This window comes from Roseateles sp. FW301-B2, assembly GCF_058788955.1.
The window spans coordinates 49,069-67,305 of the sequence record NZ_JBYTBE010000006.1 but is presented as its reverse complement, the minus strand read 5'-3'; the positions used below and the strand labels follow the sequence as shown (position 1 = coordinate 67,305).

13 protein-coding genes are annotated in these 18,237 nt (G+C 68.0%); 9 read left to right on the top strand and 4 right to left on the bottom strand.

Annotated features, from left to right (window positions below):
- Positions 1 to 44: 44 nt before the first annotated feature.
- Positions 45 to 1,520 (bottom strand): apolipoprotein N-acyltransferase, encoded by a 1,476-nt coding sequence (gene lnt / locus AC3WQY_RS06230; RefSeq protein WP_492706722.1) that lies wholly within the window; start codon positions 1,518 to 1,520, stop codon positions 45 to 47.
- Positions 1,520 to 2,404, bottom strand: coding sequence for a CorC family transporter (locus AC3WQY_RS06225; protein WP_425334660.1), 885 nt, complete (start codon positions 2,402 to 2,404; stop codon positions 1,520 to 1,522). The genes lnt and AC3WQY_RS06225 overlap by 1 nt, the downstream gene beginning before the upstream one ends.
- A gap of 119 nt (positions 2,405 to 2,523) precedes the next feature.
- Between AC3WQY_RS06225 and AC3WQY_RS06220 the strand changes: the two genes are divergently transcribed.
- From AC3WQY_RS06220 to AC3WQY_RS06185, 8 genes are all read left to right on the top strand, one after another.
- Positions 2,524 to 3,576, top strand: a complete 1,053-nt coding sequence (locus tag AC3WQY_RS06220; protein WP_285233815.1) for a CobW family GTP-binding protein — start codon at positions 2,524 to 2,526, stop codon at positions 3,574 to 3,576.
- Positions 3,577 to 3,725: 149 nt separating this feature from the next.
- Entirely contained in the window at positions 3,726 to 4,442 is a 717-nt protein-coding gene (gene dksA / locus AC3WQY_RS06215) for an RNA polymerase-binding protein DksA (protein WP_285233816.1), read from the top strand.
- 45 nt (positions 4,443 to 4,487) lie between these two features.
- Positions 4,488 to 6,233 carry a hypothetical protein gene (locus AC3WQY_RS06210; protein ID WP_285233817.1) on the top strand — a complete coding sequence of 582 codons (1,746 nt, stop codon included), beginning with the start codon at positions 4,488 to 4,490 and terminating at the stop codon, positions 6,231 to 6,233.
- Positions 6,234 to 6,309: 76 nt separating this feature from the next.
- On the top strand, positions 6,310 to 6,882 hold the full coding sequence (gene hslV / locus AC3WQY_RS06205; protein ID WP_285233818.1) for an ATP-dependent protease subunit HslV: 573 nt from the start codon (positions 6,310 to 6,312) through the stop codon (positions 6,880 to 6,882).
- 5 nt (positions 6,883 to 6,887) lie between these two features.
- A complete protein-coding gene (hslU, locus tag AC3WQY_RS06200) occupies positions 6,888 to 8,201 on the top strand; it encodes an ATP-dependent protease ATPase subunit HslU (RefSeq protein WP_492706890.1) in 1,314 nt (437 codons plus the stop codon).
- A 67-nt stretch (positions 8,202 to 8,268) separates the two neighbouring features.
- Positions 8,269 to 9,057 carry a potassium channel family protein gene (locus AC3WQY_RS06195; protein WP_492706718.1) on the top strand — a complete coding sequence of 263 codons (789 nt, stop codon included), beginning with the start codon at positions 8,269 to 8,271 and terminating at the stop codon, positions 9,055 to 9,057.
- A gap of 141 nt (positions 9,058 to 9,198) precedes the next feature.
- Positions 9,199 to 9,669: a hypothetical protein gene (locus AC3WQY_RS06190; RefSeq protein ID WP_492706716.1), complete on the top strand. Its 471-nt coding sequence runs from the start codon at positions 9,199 to 9,201 to the stop codon at positions 9,667 to 9,669.
- 80 nt (positions 9,670 to 9,749) lie between these two features.
- The gene (locus AC3WQY_RS06185) at positions 9,750 to 10,031 is read left to right on the top strand and encodes a DUF4148 domain-containing protein (protein ID WP_492706714.1); all 282 of its coding nucleotides are present in this window, start codon (positions 9,750 to 9,752) and stop codon (positions 10,029 to 10,031) included.
- Between the two features lie 86 nt (positions 10,032 to 10,117).
- Here AC3WQY_RS06185 and AC3WQY_RS06180 read toward each other — a convergent pair whose 3' ends face one another.
- Positions 10,118 to 10,729, bottom strand: a complete 612-nt coding sequence (locus AC3WQY_RS06180; RefSeq protein ID WP_492706712.1) for a helix-turn-helix transcriptional regulator — start codon at positions 10,727 to 10,729, stop codon at positions 10,118 to 10,120.
- Between the two features lie 306 nt (positions 10,730 to 11,035).
- On the opposite strand from AC3WQY_RS06180, the gene AC3WQY_RS06175 reads away from it, so the two are divergent.
- Positions 11,036 to 13,564, top strand: coding sequence for an ATP-binding protein (locus tag AC3WQY_RS06175; protein ID WP_492706710.1), 2,529 nt, complete (start codon positions 11,036 to 11,038; stop codon positions 13,562 to 13,564).
- Here the strand turns inward: AC3WQY_RS06175 and AC3WQY_RS06170 are convergent.
- The gene (locus tag AC3WQY_RS06170) at positions 13,527 to 18,020 is read right to left on the bottom strand and encodes a beta strand repeat-containing protein (RefSeq protein WP_492706708.1); all 4,494 of its coding nucleotides are present in this window, start codon (positions 18,018 to 18,020) and stop codon (positions 13,527 to 13,529) included. The genes AC3WQY_RS06175 and AC3WQY_RS06170 overlap by 38 nt on opposite strands.
- Positions 18,021 to 18,237 lie beyond the last annotated feature (217 nt).

Here is an 18,237-nt window from a genome sequence, read left to right as displayed (position 1 = left end):
ATTGGGAAGCGCCCGATTCTAGGTGAGCCCAGGGTGAGCAGGGCTCAGCGCCGCCGTCGCCAGGCCCAGCCCAGGCCAAGAACCAACAGTGCGCCGAAGGGCCAGAGCCCCAGCGCCGCCAGCCAGCGCGCATAGGGCGTGCTGCCCGTTCGCCCCTCCACCTCCACCTCCAGCACGCCCGCGGTGGCCGCGGGCAGGCGCGCCAGCACGCGGCCGCGATGGTCCAGCGCCGCGGTGGCGCCGGTATTGGTGGCGCGCACCAGCGGGCGCTGGAATTCCAGCGTCCGCATGACGGAGAACTGCAGATGCTGGTCCTGCACCATCAGCGTGCCGAACCAAGCCAGGTTGCTGGCATTCACGAGCACGGTGGCGGCGTCCGCGCCCACCACGCTCTGCACAAAGTCCTCGCCGAACAGATCCTCGTAGCAGATCAGCGGGCGCAGGCGCTGGCCCGCCACCGCAAAGGCCTGCTGGTGCTGGCCGGCGGCCTGGTCGTCCATGGGGATCTGCAGCATGCGCACGAACCAGTGGAAGCCGGGCGGGATGTATTCGCCAAAGGGCAGCAGATGGCGCTTGCCGTAGCTGTAGGCTTGCTGGCCGCCAGTATCACCACCGAAGGCCTGCAGGGAGTTCACAAAGCCCGTTTGCTCATCGCCCAGAAAGCTGCCCAGCAGCAGGGGCCGTTCGCGCGCGCCCTGCGCCAGCGCCTGCACGAACTCGGGCGGCAGATAGGCGAGCGGCAGCGGCACCACGGATTCGGGCGTCAGCACCACCTGGCCGCGCGCTGCAGCAATCTGCGCGTGCAGGCGCTGCAGGTTCGCGTCCATCAGCTCGCGGTCGAATTTCTGGTCCTGCGGCACATTGGGCTGCAACAGCGAGAGCTTGATGCTGCCGCTGCTGCGGGTGAAGTCCTGCGGCAGTGCCAGGCCGGCCAGCAAGATCAGCAACGCGGGCGCCAGCGCCAACCGTGCTCCGCGCAGGGCCGCCGCCAACGCCGCCGCCAGCAGCGCCGCCAGCAGGGTGATGCCATACACGCCCAGCCAGGGCGCCCAGGCGGCCAGCGGCCCGACCGTGTGCGCATAACCGCTGGCGATCCAGGGGAAGCCACCGAACAGGGTGGCGCGCGCCAGCTCGGCGAGCAGCCAGCACAGCGCCCAGGTCAGCCCATGCCAGGCCGAAGCCGATGTGCCGCGCAACCAGGCTGCCAGCGCCATGGCTCCGGCAAGGTACAGCGACAAGAACGCCGCCAGCAAGAGCACCGCCCCGCCCGCCATCAGCCCCGGCAGATGGCCGAACTCGTGCATGCTGATATAGAGCCACCACAGCCCACCCGCCAACCAGGCCAGGCCGAAGGCCAGCCCCAGGCGCGCGGCGCGCGCCGGCGTCGCGTCCCAGCTGGCCCAGGCCAGCCAGGCCAACGCCAGGGGCTGCAGCACCCAGGCCTGCGTCGGGGCAAACGCGGCCAGGTGCAGCAGGCCGGCCAGCAGGGCCACCGGCCAGGACTGGAGCAGGCGCCGCATCAGCTATCTTGCGAGCCGGTTTCGCGCGTGACCTTGAACCAGCGCACCGAACCGCCGCGCGTCAGCATCACGTGGAAGTGCAGGCCGGCCATCGTCACCGTCTCGCCACGGCGCGGCACGCGGCCATGCTGGTGCGCCACCAGGCCGCCGATGGTGTCGAACTCCTGCGCGGGCAGCTCGACGCCGAAGGCCTGATTGACGGCCGCGATCTCGGCATCGCCCGCCACGCGCTGGCTGCCATCGGCCAGGGTGTAGATGCTGGACTCGCCGTCCTTGTCGTCGAACTCGTCCTCGATCTCGCCGACGATCTCCTCCAGCACATCCTCGATGGTGATGAGGCCGGCGGTGTTGCCGAACTCGTCGATGACGATGGCGAGGTGGTTGCGATTGGAGCGGAAGTCGCGCAGCAGCTCGTTCAGGCCCTTGGTCTCGGGCACGAACACCGCCGGGCGCAGGAGGGTGCGCAGGTTCAGCTCGGGGGCGCGCTGCAGCTTGAGCAGATCCTTGGCGAGCAGGATGCCGATGATGTTGTCGCGCCCGTCCTCGTAGACCGGGAAGCGCGAATGGCCGGTCTCGATCACCGTGGCCAGCAAGTCCTCGTAGCTGGCATCGATATTCAGCAGGTCCATGCGCGGCGCCGCCACCATGGCGTCGCCGGCGCTCAGCTCGGCCATGCGCAGCACACCCTCGAGCATCTGCCGGGATTCCGGGGCGATCAGCGCCCGCTCCTCGGCATCGGCCAGGGTTTCGATCAGTTCGGAGGTGGAATCCGGCCCGGGATGCAGGAATTCCAGCATGCGGTTCAGGAGACCGCGGGGCTCGGCGGCAGACTTGTGACCCCCACTCTTGGTGTGGGGGCTCCTACTAGGCTGGGGTTCAGACACAGTGCTGCGTGTCGTAGTTTCAGGACGCACAGAATAACCGATTGACATTGCAGCCCGCTTGAAAGACAGTCAGCCGCCCTCATCTGTGGGGCTCGTTTGCTTCAGCTGTAGAGAACACCATGTCATCCGCATCCCAGGGTCTGATTCCCGCCACCATCCTCACCGGCTTCCTCGGCTCGGGCAAGACCACCCTCCTCAAGCGCGTGCTGTCGGAGGCCCATGGCCAGAAGATCGCCGTGATCGAGAACGAGTTCGGCGAGGAGAACGTCGATACCGAGATCCTGGTGGCCGAGACCCAGGAGCAGATCATCCAGATGAGCAATGGCTGCGTCTGCTGCACCATCCGCGAAGACCTGCGCACCACCCTCTCGGACCTGGCCACCAAGAAGCGCCGCGGCGAGCTGGATTTCGACCGCGTGGTGATCGAGACCACCGGCCTGGCCGACCCCGGCCCGGTGGCGCAGACCTTCTTCATGGACGACGAGATTGCCGAGAGCTTTCTGCTCGACTCCATCCTCACCCTGGTGGACGCCAAGCATGCCGAGCAGCAGCTCGACACGCGCCAGGAAGCGCGCCGCCAGATCGGCTTCGCCGACCAGATCTTCATCAGCAAGAGCGATCTGGTGGACGAGGCCAGCGTGGACGCCTTGAGCCACCGCATCAAGCACATGAACCCGCGCGCACCGCAGGAGCGCGTGCATTTCGGTGAGGTGCCGATTGCCAAGGTGTTCGACCTGCGCGGCTTCAACCTCAACGCCAAGCTGGACATTGACCCCGATTTCCTCAAGGCCGAGGAGCACGACCATCACCACCACCATGATCACGACCATGAGCATGGCGAGCATTGCGACCACCCGCATCACCATGTGCACGATGACGACGTGAAGTCCTTCGTGTTCCGCTCCGACCGCGCCTTCAACCCCGCCAAGCTGGAGGAGTTCCTGGGCGCCATCGTGCAGGTCTACGGCCCCAAGATGCTGCGCTACAAGGGCGTGCTGAACATGAAGGGCACCGACAAGAAGGTGATCTTCCAGGGCGTGCACCAGCTGATGGGCTCGGACCTGGGCCCCAAGTGGATGCCCGGCGAGAAGAAGCAGAGCAAGATGGTCTTCATCGGCATCGACCTGCCCAAGGACATCCTTATGCAGGGACTGGAAGGCTGTCTGGCTTAGTGCCACACTCGGTGACAAATTGGACAAACGAGGGCTTGGCGCAAGCTGGCTACAATCCGCGGCGCCCAAGAAGCGGCGCATGCTGGCCAGCAGGCGTCAACCCGTTGCGAACTGACCCTACAGAGCAGGTATAACTGCCAAAGAGGAGTGTGAACGTGAGCAAGACACCGGCCCCAAAACCCACCCCGACGACGGCCAAGGCCGCCGCCGAGGGTCGCCCCGCTGCCAAGGCTGGAAAGACTGCGAGCAAGCCCAAGGCTGACGCGCACGAAGACTCCGCCGCAGTGGCCACCCTGGAAGTCGCCGCACCAACGCCTGGCAGCAACCGATTTGCAGACCGTTTTGCTCCCCCGAAGCCGCCAACGCGCCAAATGAGTAGTCCCGTGATTGAATCTCCCCGTACGCCGGCCAAGGCCGACCCCAAGCTCGTCAACGCCTGGAAGACCAAGGCCGGCCATGAACTGACCGATGCCGAAGTGCTCGCCATGCCCGAGAGCGAGTACATGAACGACAAGCAGATCGAGTTCTTCCGCGCCAAGCTCACCGAGCTGAAGGACGGCGTGCTCTCGAATGCCGGCGAGACCACCGAGCACCTGCGCGAAGACACCTCCATCGTCCCCGACCCGGCCGACCGCGCCACCATCGAGGAAGAGCACGCACTGGAACTGCGCACGCGTGACCGCGAGCGCAAGCTGCTGAAGAAGATCATGCAGTCGCTGGCCCGCCTGGACACCGGCGACTATGGCTATTGCGACGAGACCGGCGAGCCCATCGGCCTCGGCCGCCTGATCGCCCGCCCCACCGCCACGCTCTCGCTGGAAGCCCAGCAGCGTCGCGAGCTCAAGCAGAAGATGTTTGGCGATTGAGCCCTGGGGCTCCGTTCCTGAACCCCCGCCAGCCGACGCACGCGCATGACTGAACCGAAGGACGGCGAAAGCTTCTTCCGCAAAGTGGCGCGCTTCGTGGCCAATCCGACCACGGATTGGGCCGAGATCAATTCGCGCCAGGACGACCCCGAGGGCGATGCCGCCAAGGCCGAACTGCGCGCCATGGTGGAGCGCAAGCGCCGCAACGACTTCGTGCGCAAGCGCGAGCTCGACATGCTGCGCCGCATCCGCCGCGAGGGCCTCACCGCCGAACAGCTGGCGGCGCTGGGCGGCTCGTCCTCGAGCATCGACGAGATCGTCCGCAACAGCGAGATCAACTCCAAGATCGACCTGGGCGTGAAGGCCAAGATCGACCAGATCGAGCAGCAGATGGTGGGCGAGAACTTCGCCCCCACCGAACGCCAGCAGAGCCAGCACGCGCCCGGCTTCTTCGACACCAGCACGCGCCCCGCGCATTTCGCCCCCACCGAGGCGGCCCAACAGGAGCTGGCGGCGCGCGTGGCCGAGTACGCCCCGCCCGAGGAGATCGAGCGCCTGGAGATCGCCCCGCCGCCCGCGGCCGTGGTGATGGGCGCGGGCATGTCGCCGCTGTCGGACGGCAAGCCCAGCATCCTGCCGCCGCTGGACCTGCCCGAGCCGCCGCTGAGCTTCAGGGCGGCCAACCAGCCGGCCGTCGAGGTAAACGAGTTCGTGCACGACGCCGAGCTCGACGAGGCGGTGATCGCCTTTGCGAATGCCGATTACGAAAGCTGCGAACGCGGCCTGCTGGAGCTGACCCGCCCCGGCGGGCAACGCAATCTGCATGCCGAGACCTGGCTGGCGCTGTTCGACCTCTACCGCGCCACCGGCCAGCAGAGCAAGTTCGAGGGCCTGGCGGGCGACTACGCCCACCAGTTCGGGCTCTCGGCCCCACAGTATTTCTCCCTGCCCAAGCTGGTGGCCGAGGCGGCGCGCAGCGAGCGTGTGCCGCATGGCCAGGCCGGCGGCGTGACCTGGGCCGCGCCCGAGTACCTGGACCTCGAGGCGGTGGCGCAGCTGCGCTCGCGCTGCGAGGTGCAGCCCATGCCCTGGGTGCTGGACTGGACCAAGCTCAACCAGATCGACGCCGAAGCCTGCGCCAAGCTGCGCGAGCTGTTCCGCGCCTGGGCCGGCCAGCCGCTGGACATCCGCTGGCTGGCGGGCGACAACTTCCTGCTGCGCCTCAAGGAGCAGGCGCCGGTGGGCGTGCGCGACGTCGATCCGGCGTTCTGGATGCTGCGCCTGGAAGCGCTGCGGGTGGTCAACCGGCCCGACCAGTTCGATGAGGCCGCGATCGATTACTGCGTGACCTACGAGGTCTCGCCGCCCTCCTGGGAGCGCGTCCGGTGCAGCGTGCGGGTGAGCGGCAACAGCCTCTCCACCAGCGCGCCCGCCAGCACCACCATGCAGCCCGGCGAGGCAAGCAGCTCCTTCATGGAGACCAGCATCACCGACCAGACCCAGCTCGATGGCGCGGTGCAGCTCGAGCTCTCGGGCCAGCTGAGCGGCGACATCAGCGAAACCCTGCAGCTGATGACGGAGCAGCTCGGTGCCGCCACCATCATCAACATCGCCTGCCCCAAGCTGATCCGCCTGGACTTCATGGCCGCGGGCGACCTGCTGAACTGGGTGCTGGCGCGCCGCAGCGAGAACCGCGCGGTGATCTTCAGCGAGACCCACCGTCTGGTGGCGATGTTCTTCGGCGCGATGGGCATCAACGAGCACGCCCGCATCAAGGTGCGCCAGGTTTAAGCTCCCGACATCCGAATCAAGCCGCGGGCCGCATGCTTGGTTGAAGCTGCGGCCCGCGCCCCCATCTGGAGCCCCTATGGACTCTTCATCATCTTCTTCCTTCCCCAGCTACCACGGCACCACCATCGTCAGCGTGCGCCGGCAAACGCCCCAGGGCATGCAGGTCGCGATCGGCGGTGACGGCCAGGTGACCCTGGGCACCATCGTCGTCAAGGCGAGCGCGCGCAAGGTGCGCAAGCTCTACCGCGAGCAGGTGCTGGCCGGTTTTGCCGGCGCCACCGCCGATGCCTTCACCCTGTTCGAGCGCTTCGAGGCCAAGCTCGAAAAGCACCAGGGCAATCTGGTGCGCGCCGCCGTCGAGCTGACGCGCGACTGGCGCACCGACCGCGTGCTGCGCCGTCTCGAGGCGATGCTGGCGGTGGCCGACCGCGAGGCCTCGCTGATCATCACCGGCAACGGCGATGTGCTGGAGCCCGAGCAGGGCATCGTGGCGATCGGTTCGGGCGGCGCCTATGCCCAGGCCGCCGCCAAGGCGCTGCTCAACCACAGCCAGCTCTCGGCCGCCGAGATCGTCAAGCAGTCGCTGGTGATCGCCGGCGAGATCTGCATCTACACCAATGGCAACCACACCATAGAGACCCTGGAATGAGCAGCATGACCCCCCAGGAGATCGTCTCCGAACTCGATCGCCACATCGTCGGCCAGCAGGCCGCCAAGCGCGCCGTGGCGATCGCGATGCGCAACCGCTGGCGCCGCCAGCAGGTGGATGAAAAGCTGCGCGGCGAGATCACGCCCAAGAACATCCTCATGATCGGCCCCACCGGCGTGGGCAAGACCGAGATCGCGCGCCGCCTCGCCAAGCTGGCCGATGCGCCCTTCATCAAGGTCGAGGCCACCAAGTTCACCGAGGTGGGCTATGTGGGCAAGGACGTGGACTCGATCGTGCGCGACCTGGTCGACATGGCGATCAAGCAGGAGCGCGAGCACGCCATGCGCCGCCAGCGCACGCGCGCCGAAGATGCCGCCGAGGAGCGCGTGCTGGACATCCTGGTGCCGCCTCCTCCAGGTGGACACGATGCCGAGAACCCCACCCGCCAGCTGATGCGCAAGCGCCTGCGCGAGGGCACGATGGCCGACAAGGAAATCGAGATCGAGTTGCTCGAGCCCAAGCCCACCATGGAAATCCTCGGCCCGGCCAATATGCCTGGCATGGAGGACATGGCCGAGCAATTGAAGGGCCTGTTCTCGCAGATGGGCGCGGGCAGGCGCAAGGCCCGCAAGCTCAAGATCGCCGAGGCGATGCAGCTACTGGTGGAGGAGGAAGCCGCCAAGCTGCTCAACGAGGACGAGATCAAGACCGCGGCACTGCGCAACGCGCAGGAGAACGGCATCGTCTTCATCGACGAGATCGACAAGGTTGCCAGCCGCGCCGAGCATGGCGGCGCCGATGTCTCGCGCCAGGGCGTGCAGCGCGACCTGCTGCCGCTGGTGGAGGGCACGACGGTGAGCACCAAGTACGGCCTGGTGAAGACCGACCACATGCTCTTCATCGCCTCGGGCGCCTTCCACCTCAGCAAGCCCAGCGACCTGATCCCCGAGCTGCAGGGCCGCTTCCCGATCCGCGTGGAGCTGGGCTCGCTGTCGGTGCAGGACTTCGAGGCCATCCTCTCCAGCACCCATGCCAGCCTGGTGAAGCAGTACCAGGCCCTGCTGGCCACCGAGGGCGTGACGCTGACCCTCAGCGCCGACGGCATCCGCCGGCTGGCGCAGATCGCCTTCGAGGTGAACGAGCGCACCGAGAACATCGGCGCGCGCCGCCTCGCCACCGTGATGGAGCGCCTGCTCGACGAGATCAGCTTCGACGCCCCCAATCTGGGCGGCCAGAGCATCACCCTGGACGGCGCCGCGGTGGACGCCAAGCTGGGCGAACTGGCCAAGGATGAGGACCTGAGCCGCTTCATCCTGTGACGGCCCGCCCGGTCGGCGCTTGACCAGAGTCAACGCCGCCCGGCGCACCAGCCCCTAAGCTCGCGCCATGCCACATCGCATGAGCACGCGCAGCTGGGGGCTGGCGCGGCCCTCGGCCCTGAATCCTGCCGCCACCAGGGTCGAACGTTTCTGGCGCTGGCCGGTGCTGCTGGCGCTGATCGCCACCATCCCGGCCTTCTACATCGAGCTGCTAGAGAACCTGCCGACGCCGCTGGCGATCGGCATCTACCTCGGCTCGGCCAGCATCTCGGCCCTGTCGCTGTGGCGCGTGGCCCGCATGGTCAGCCATCCGCGCCAGTATCTGCGCAGCAATGCGCTGGACCTGGTGCTGATCGCCTGCCTGCTCGGCGCGGCCCTGCTGCCGCCCAGCGCCGAACACAGCTGGGCCCTGGCCGAACGCCTGCTGGTGGCCCTGCTGACCCTGGTGCGCATGGTCTGGGCCGTCAAGTCCTGGGTCTCGCGCGGCAGCCTCATCTATCTGCTGGCGCTCTCGCTGCTGGTGCTGGGCTTTTGCGGCGTCGGCTTCTGGGCCCTGGAGCCGCATGCCCGCAGCCTCGGCGACGGGCTCTGGCTGGCCTTCACCACCGCCGCCACCGTGGGCTACGGCGACATCGTGCCCACCACCCCAGCGGCCAAGATCTTCGCCGTGTTCGTGGTGCTGCTGGGCTATGCGGTGCTCTCGCTCGTGACCGCCGCGATCGCCGCGATGTGGGTCGAGACCTCGGAGCGGCGCATGGAGCAGGACATCATGCGCGACCTGCACGCGCAGTTGCGCGGCCTGCGCGAGGAGGTGGCGGCGCTGCGCGAGGAGCGGCGCGAGCGGGGCTCGCCCTGAGCCTTTGCACAGCCATGGTGCGCTAACCCACAGAATTGCCGAGCTCCCGGGACGTCGGCGTTGCCGCGCTGCGGTCCGCCCACTAGCTTTCACCCAGGGCGGCCATCCGGCCGCTCGCAACGAAACACCTGGGAGCACATCATGAAGACGTTTTCGACTCGAGTCCTGCCGAGCCTGCTGTGCCTGAGCATCCCGGCATTGATGACCCTCACCGCCTCGGCGCAAGAACGTGCCGACACCCGCCTGCAACCGGTGGAACTGCATGGCACCAGCGTGCCGGAGCCACGCGTGGATGTCATCCGCGCCTGCCCCGACATCAGCGCCTCGCTGCAAGACTCGCTGGCCGGCGCCGTCTACCGCCATGGCGCCAGCGGTGAAATGGAGGTGCACTTCCAGCTCAAGGGCGCGGAGGTGGCGGCCGTGCAGACCAAGGGCGGGCCCCGGGAAATGCGCGCCCCGATGCGCCGCGCCGTTCGCGGCGTGGCTTGCGCCAGCGACCAGCAAGCCAACCAGCACTACGCCTTCCGCGTCGTGTTCAGGCAAGAGGATGAGCTGCCGGCCGATCAGCGCGTCGCCGTGATCACCGGGCAACGCCTCGCATCCAAGGACTGACAAGGCCCTGCGCCCGCGGCGGCAGCCCTGGCGCCGCGGGCCGCACACCCGACCCACAGGGCATGCAGCAAGGAGTCATCATGAAGCACTTGATCGCCCTTAGCACCGCGCTGCTGCTTGCCGGCTTGGCACAGGCGCAAGACCTGACCCCGGCCAAGACACGCGCCGAGGTCATCGCCGAACTCCAGCAGGCCCGCGAGAGCGGCGAACTGGCGGCCATGCACGCCGAGATCGGCGTCAATGGCTACCTCGACCTGCGGCCGGCCACGCGTCAGCTGGCCACCGCAGCCCTCACTCGCAAGCCTGCCGACAAGGCCCAGCCAGCCAGTGCGGACCTCGCCGCGCTGCAAGCCGGCAAGTGACGCGGCGCCGCCGCCCACCGGCTCAACGGCAAGAAGGCCGCTCGGCTCCCACCGAGCGGCCTTACTTCTTTTGGGAGGGCTTGCAGTCAATGCAACAGCGGCGCGGCGCTTCCCAGCCAGCGCAGCAACTGCATCAAGCAGGGGGCCTGGGTCTTGCCAAGCAGGTTTCTGACATGGGTGCGCAGCGTGCTGACCTTCAGCCCCAGTTGCTGGGCCGCCGCCTCCACGCCCTGGCCGTCGGCCAGCAGCATCAACACATAGCGCTCGGTATGGGTGAGCCGGCATTGCTGGCACAGCGCGTCGATGCGCGCGCCCTGCGCCAGATCCGGCTGGTCCAGATGCACCATCAGCAGCAGCGCGCCCTCAGGCCATTCACCGCTCGCCATGCCGGCCCGCAGCGGCGACAGGCTCAGCCAGCCGGTACGCAGGCCGGGCGAGAACCACAGGCCGGCCCTTGCCGGCGTATCGCCGCAGGCCAGGCGCAGCAGGCCTTCCAGCCGGCACGCATTGAGCTGGCCGACGCTCATCAGACGTTGCGAGACCTTGCTAGCGAATCCGTCGGCAAACAGCCGCTCGGCCCCATGATTGCCGAACACGAGCCGCCGGTCGGCGTGAAGAACCATCAGGGGATTGGGCAGGCCGGCAAGCAGCTGCTCGGCACGGTTGCTGCCCGGCGCATGGGGACTGGGGTACTGCATGGTGAGTGGGCCTTTGCATTCGACACGATGTGGAGTCACTGCCCCGTGGTCGAGGCAGTGACTCCACTGTGGGCATCCCCCGCTTTAAATGCTTTGGCGCTGCCTTAAACGTTATTAATCCGGACGATGGCAACGCTGCCATCCACTTGCATATCGCGCAGGAAGGGTCCCTGTCCATGGACTTCGTGCTCGGAGGCATCGCGCACCGGGCATGCCGGGGCTAGGCTCGCGCCACCACCCGTGATGACCCCTATTTCCGCGCCTTCAAGAGCCTGCGCCTGAGCCCCTGATGCGGCATCATGTCGCATGCCCACGGCATTGTTGAAGTACCAGGACTTCGAGCTGCGCCCGCAGGAGCGGCGCCTCCTTGTGCACGATCAGGAGGTGCCAGTCGGCGCACGGGCCTACGACCTGCTGCTGGCCCTGGCCGAACGCCATGAGCGCGTGGTGAGCAAGCATGAGCTGCTCGATCTGGTCTGGCCTCACAGCGTCGTCGAGGAAAACAATCTGCAGGTGCAGATACACGCCCTGCGCAAATTGCTGGGTCCCGCGGTGATCGCCACGGTACCGGGCCGGGGTTACCGCTTCACCGCGGCGGCAGATCAGCCGGCCGAGCCCTCGCCGCGGCGCCGTCGCGGCGACGGCGGAGAGCGCCGCGACGGCAATGTGCCCGACCACATTCCCGAGATCTATGGCCGCAGCGAGGCACTGGAGGCCGTGACGGCGCTGCTGGACAGGGAGCGGCTGGTCACGATCACCGGCGCCAGCGGCATCGGCAAGACCAGGCTGGCGCAGGCGCTCGCGCATCGCCTGCGGAGCCGCTACGCGCATGGCGTCTGGATGGTCGAGCTGGCCGCGGTCCAGGACCCCGCCCTCATCACGCCGCTGCTGGCGCAGGCACTGGGCCTGGCGCCGATGAACCGGGCCGTCACCATCGACGATCTGGTGGATGCGTTGAGCCAGCGCGCCGCCCTGCTGGTGCTGGACAACTGCGAGCACCTGCTGGACGGCGTCGGCATGCTGGCCATGCGCCTGCTTGCCAACGCGCCCGGGCTGGTGATCCTGTGCACCAGCCAGGAGCGGCTGCATGTGCCCGAGGAATGCGTCTACCGGCTGGACGCGCTGGCGGTACCGGAGCGCGAGGCGCAGGCGCACGCCGGCGATTACGGCGCCGTGCAGCTGTTTGTCGAACGCGCGCGCGCGCTCGACCGCAGCTTCGCACTGGATGAGCGCAATGTCGGCGCCGTGATCGACATCTGCCGTGCACTCGATGGCATCGCGCTGGCCATCGAACTGGCGGCGGCACGCATGCCCGCACTGGGCGTGCAGGGCATACTCGACCGGCTGGGCGAAAGCCTGCGCGTGCTCAGCGGCGGCGCGCGCGTACCGCTCAGGCGGCATCAGACCTTGCGCGCCGCGCTGGACTGGAGCCACCAGTTGCTCGACGCGGAAGAACAGAAACTGTTCCGTCGCCTGGCGGTCTTCGTGGACGGTTTTTCCATCGAAGGCGTGCAGCTGAGCTGCGCCTACGACGGACGCGATCACTGGGCCTGGCTCGATGTGCTGAGTGCCCTGATCGACAAGTCGCTGGTGCTGGTCGACCCCGGCGAACGGCCGCGTTACCGCTTGCTGGAGACCACGCGCGCCTATGCGATGGAAAAGCTCGCCGAGGCCGGCGAGACCGATCTATGGCTGCGCCGCCATGCCGAGGCCACGCGGGCGGTGCTGGAACTGGCGGCCAGACAGCGCGACACCGAATGGTCGCTGGCGGAGGTGAACAATACGCGCGCCGCCTTCGGCTGGGCGATGGGGCCGGATGGCGATCGTCAACTTGCAATAGCACTCGCCGCCTCGTCAGCCACCATGGTGATGGTGCTCGCGGGTCTGGCCCGTGAGGGCATGCAGCGCCTGCTGGAGGTCGAGCCCTTCGTCAACGCCGACACGCCGACGGACATCGCCGCGCGCTTCTGGCAATGGCTGGGGCGCGGCGGCAGCGATGGCCGCCTCCCCACCTCGAAATGCATACAGGCCTTGGCGCGCGCCGAGGCCATGTTCCGCGCCGCCGGCAATGGCCGCCATATTCACGCCTGCCTGCGCATGCGCGCCGAGGCCCTACTGGCTTGTGGTGACCTCGCCGGCGCCGAAGACGCCTTGCGCGAGGCGCGCAGCATGGAGGGTGCGAACTGGCCGCTGGCCGACCGCATGCGGCGCCTGCGCGTACAGGCCCTGCTCTATGCCGCCACCGGGCTGCATGAGGAATCGCTCAGCACCTTTGCCCAGGCGCACGAACTGGCCAGCGCGGCGTCCATCCTGCGCTACGAACTCACCATCCTGTCGGACAGAGCCGGCTTGCTGCTACAGATGCGCCAGTATGCGCAGGCCAGCGAGCAATTCGAGTCGCTCGCCGAGCGCACGCGACCGCAACGCACGCAAACGCTCATCCTTGCAAAGGCATTGATCGGATTAGGGGCCGCCAGGCTGGGCCAGGCCCGCATCGACGACGCCACCCGGGCCTGCGCGCAAAGCATAGCGTTGGCGCAGCGATGCGGCATCTTCCTCGCGTCCGCCGACATCTACGCCTGGCTGCTCGCGCAGCGCAGCGAGGGTGCACTGGCGGCCCGCCTCGTCGGCGCCTCCGATACCTTCCATGGCCGCAGCGAGATCTGCAGGGATCGCGTCAAACAGTTCGCACGCGCCGAGGTCATGCAGGCCCTGCACGCACGCCATGCCATGGGGCAGATCGATGCATGGGTGGCCGAGGGCGCTGCGACCGAGGAGTCCTGGCTGACCGCGACGCTCAGCGCCGCGTTGGCCGAGGCAGACGGCGCGCCATGAAGGCCAGGCCGAGAAGCAACATGCCCCAGGTGGCCGGCTCAGGCACCGGTTGCGCCGAGAACAAGGCGCCGCTACCGGCGTCGAACGTGAAGTTGCTGATCGTGTAAGCGTCGGCCCTGGCGCTGAACGTGACCCCGCCGAACAATTGCGGGTCCAGCGCCGCGCCACCTTGCTGCTGCATGAAGCTGCCGATCCTGAAGCCGCCGCTGGCCTGGAAGGCATTGGGATCGGTCGTGCCGAGGAAGTGGAAGCTGATCTGCAGGCTGCCGAGATCGGGCGCGCCGGCCCCGCCGAAGATGAGATGGTCGGTGACGAAACCGCCCTGCCCGTCGGACTCGACCTCCAGCACCAGCCGCCCGCCGGCCTGGTTGACGAAGCTGCCACTGAGGGTCAGCGTGCCGGGCGAGTTGCCGGGGCTGAAGATGCCGCGGTTGATCACGTCCGCGATGATCGTGCCGTTGCCGCCGACGTAGCCCTTGGCTCCGACCTCCAGCGTCGTTGCGGACAGCACGCTGTCGTTGACGATCAGCGTACCGAGGCCGCCGTCGCCCTTGCGGGTACTGCCAACGCCCACATAGTCGGCCGTCAGCGTCGAGCCGCCCAGCAAGCGCAGCGTGCCGACGGCCGAGGCGTTCTGGCCGACGACGACGTCGCCCTGCGCGATCGTCAGGCTGGATCCGCCGTCGAAGGTGGCCATGCCGCTGCCGCCCAGGCCGACGACGACGGCGTTCATGCCCGGCTGGCCGCTGATCGTGACATGCGAGTTGTTCAGCACCTGCAGCGTGCCGCTGCCCTTGGGGGACTGGTTGATGCCGCCGAGCAGCAAGCCCGCGCCGGCCGAGCCCATATTCGTGATGTTGACCTGCGCGCCGTTGCCGAAAAAGGCCGAGCCCAGCGAGCCGTTGCCGTAACCCAGCGAGAGGATCGAGCCATAGGGCGCGCTGACCCATTGGCCGCTGAGATTCAGCGTGCCGCCATTGACGTTGAGATTGCCGGTCGCGCCGTCGGCGCCAACGTTCAGCAGCGTCGAGCGGATCTCGCCGCCGTTGTTGACCGACAGGGTGCCGAAGCCGCCGCTACGCCCGACATAGGTGATCGGATCGACGCCGGCGACGCTCAGCAGCGAGCCGGTCCCGCTGACGACGACATTGCCGCTGCCGGTCACACCATTGATCGCCTGCCCGATGGTCAGCCGTGTGCTGCTGATCGCATTCGGCGCCGAGTCACCTTGCCCCAGCAGCGTCAGTTGGCCGCCGTTGACGATCTGGACCGAACCGCTGCCGCCCCAACCGATCTGGCCAGTCGGATTGGCCCAACCCGAGCCGGCGGCGAAGGCTGGACTCTGCAGCGCCAAGGTGCTGCCGGCGCCGTCGATGCGCAGCGTGCCCGAGGCGCCGTCGGCACCCGAACCGTCGCCGACATACAGCCGCGTGAAGGCATTGCCCTGCAGGTCGACGCGACCGCCGTGCAGCACCTGGGCCGAGCCGAAGCCACCCTGCCGGCCCACGTAGAGGTCAGCAAAGCTGCTGCCATAGCTGATCGCACTGCCGACGCCGTCGACCAGCAGCGAGCCGGTGGCACCGGTGTTGCCAACCTGCACCCGGTTGACGCCCTGGATCTGGCCGCCGTTCATCAGCTTGACGCCGGCGATCGCGCCATTGCGGCCGATCCACAGGCCGGCGTTGTTGTTGTCGCTGTAGACGACGGCCGCACCGGGCCCGCTGACCAGCAGGTTGTGCATGCCGCCCTCGATGCCCAGCTGGATCCAGGCCGCATGGCTGCTGTCGGCATGCAGGCGCAGTTGCGCGCCGTCGCGCACCTGGATGTCGCTCTGCGTGTTGGCACCGCCGCCGGTACCGGTGAAGAAGTTGGCCTGGCCGCCATCGCCGGGGCCGCCGCGTACATCCCAGATCGAGCCGGCGCCGGACAGCTTGACCACCGCCTGCACGCCCTCGGCCCCGGTGGCGGCCGGTCCGCTGGGGCCCTGCCCGATCCGCGCCCCCTCGGTCTCGAGCCGGCCACCGTTCAGCACGTTCAGCTGCACGGTGCTGGTCGCGCCGGGCCGGCCGAGGGTCCAGGCCGTGCCGGGCGGCGCCGTCACATAGGCCATGCCGACATTGAAGCCGCTGAGGAAGCTGGCGCGCGAGCCGGCGCCGGTGATGGTGAACACCGCATGGTCGCCGGCGTTGTTGGCCAGGAAGGTGCCGCACCAGTGGCCGTTGCAGGCCGCCGCATTGATGGTGGCGTCGAGCACGGCGCCGCCGGAGACGGTCAGCGAGCCGTTGCTGATCGCCAGCCGGTGCCAGTCAAGGGCGTCGGTCTCGATGCGCGAGCCCACGCCATCGATCAGCACGCTGCCGCCGTCGCTGCCATAGCCATTGCCGATCTGCAACGAGAAGGCCGAGGCCAGGCCGCCGTTGCGCACCGTGAGGCTGCCGCTGCCCTGCTGCCCGACATTGAGCTGACCCACGAAGCTCCCATTGCGGTCGGTGGTGAGCAGGCTGCCGACGCCGTCGATCAGGGCCGTGCCCGCGCCACCCGCACCGATATTGACGTTGCGGCCACCTTCGAGCCGCCCACCGTTGAGCAGTTCCAGCACCCCACTAGACCCTGCCCCCTGAGCGACGTTCAGATAGCTGTAGTTGTCGCCAATGATCTTGACCAGGGCGGCATCGGCCACGCGCAAGCGCCCGAATCCGCCACTCTCACCCACATTGATGCTGGCCTCGACGCCGGCCACGCGCAGCTGCGAAGCGCCTCCGCTGACCAGCATCTCGCTGTGCCCGCCGCCATGGGCCAGGCGCAGATGGGCCTGGCGGCCCGCGGGCGCCTCAATCAGCAATTGCCCGCCATTGCGGATCTGCCAATCGGCCTGTCCGCCGGGATGGGTGCCACTGCTGACGAAGGCATCCTGATTCGCCAACGCGCTGCCGTTCACGCGCCAGGTCGAGCCCGGGCCGTCGACCACCAGGCTGGAGAAGCTGCGCTCGCCGCCGGTGCCCGAGGGCGAGGCCCAGCCGCCCACATTGACGCGCTCGGTCTGCAGCAGGCCGCCGTTCAGCACCTCGACGCGCGCGCTTGTCACGCCGCCGGGCGTGCCGATGGACCAGCCATCCCGCTGCTGCACGGCAATCTGGATACCGCCGACCTGCAACTCAAAGAACCGCGCCTCGGAGCCCGCACCCATCACCGTGAACAAGGCATCGCTGCCGGCGGCATGCCCGACCATGGCCACGCACCAATGGCCAGCACAGGCGGCTTCGTCAGCCTTGGCGTCAAGCAGGGCGCCACCACTGACCGTCAGCGCGCCAGTGCCCCAGTCGCCCAACGACAGGCGGTGTCCGTTAGGGTGATTCAGTGTCAACACGCTGCCAGCGCCGTCAATCACTACGGTGCCCCGGCCAGTACCGCCAGAGCCGATCTCCATGTGGCTGGCGGTGAATTTCGAGCCCGACGCGACGCGCAACTCGCCGACACCCTGGTAGCCAAGGTTCACATAGTTCTCGCTGGCAGTCGCAATCCAGCGAGCGCCTTGCTCGAAGCTCAGCCGTCCCGTAGCGCCATCGCTGCCAACGCGCAGCGACCAGCCCAGCGGTGCATTCACCTGCACCTCGCTGGCGTTCAGCGTCAATTCGCCCAGACCACTAGTGCCTTGGCCCAGCAACAGATTGGCGTAGGGCGCCGCCAGCAGCAATTGACTGCCGCCGTTGATCGCGGCCGTCGCCTGACCGCCGTTCTGGCCTATTGCCACAAAGGCGCTGGACGCGCCGGGGCCGCCAACCACGAAGCGCCCGCCATTGCCAACGCTAAGTTCGGCGCTCGCCTTGGGGCCATTCGCCAGCACCGCCTCGGCGCGGCCATCAAACAAGACGAGCCCGCTAACCTCGAGCAAAGAGCCTGCGCCCACTACGTTGATAAAGGCACGGCTTTGCTCGGCGCCAGTCGCCATCGCGGCGTCGTAGTTGGGAACACCACCGTAAAGTCCGTCGGTGCGCAGCACGCCGCCATTCAGCAGATCGATGCGGCCGCTGCTGCTGGCGCCTGGTGTGCCGTAGCCGGGGCCCATGCTTAGGCCGCCCATGGTCAGGTGGTTCTGCAGCCGCACCTCGCTACCGCTACCGGTCACGATTAGGTGACCGCTGGAGCCCGCCTCATTGCCAATCGAGTTGTTGCACCACTGATTTCCGACCAAGCACTGCCAGCCCACGGCACGACCGTCGAGCAGGGCGCCATCCGCTACGGTGAAGCGGCCAATGCCGCTGTTACCCAGCAGGAATCGGTTGCTGTTGCCGTCGCCATAGAGCGCCATCGCGGTACCCACACCGCTCAGCAGGCCGGTGACGGTGCTGCCGTTCTGGCCCATCGACAGCATCGCCAGCCGCACATGCGAGCCAGCCAGGGCCTCGAAGCTCCCATCACCTCCTGTTCCAAGCCAGAGCTTGCTGTCAGGCTTCAACAGATTGGCTCCGTTTAGCGGCGCCGGGTCCCATGGGTCCAGCCAATACGGCCCCGTCACCGTCACCGCCGCCTGTACCCATGGCCCCGCCAGACCGAGCAGGAGGATCAGGTGACGCAGGCGCAGATGCGCCGGCCGCGCAGCGCGTGATGATGGGTGATGACGGGACATGATGAGAAGCCTCCCCGGAGCTGAGGTGGCGATGGTGTCAGCCTGC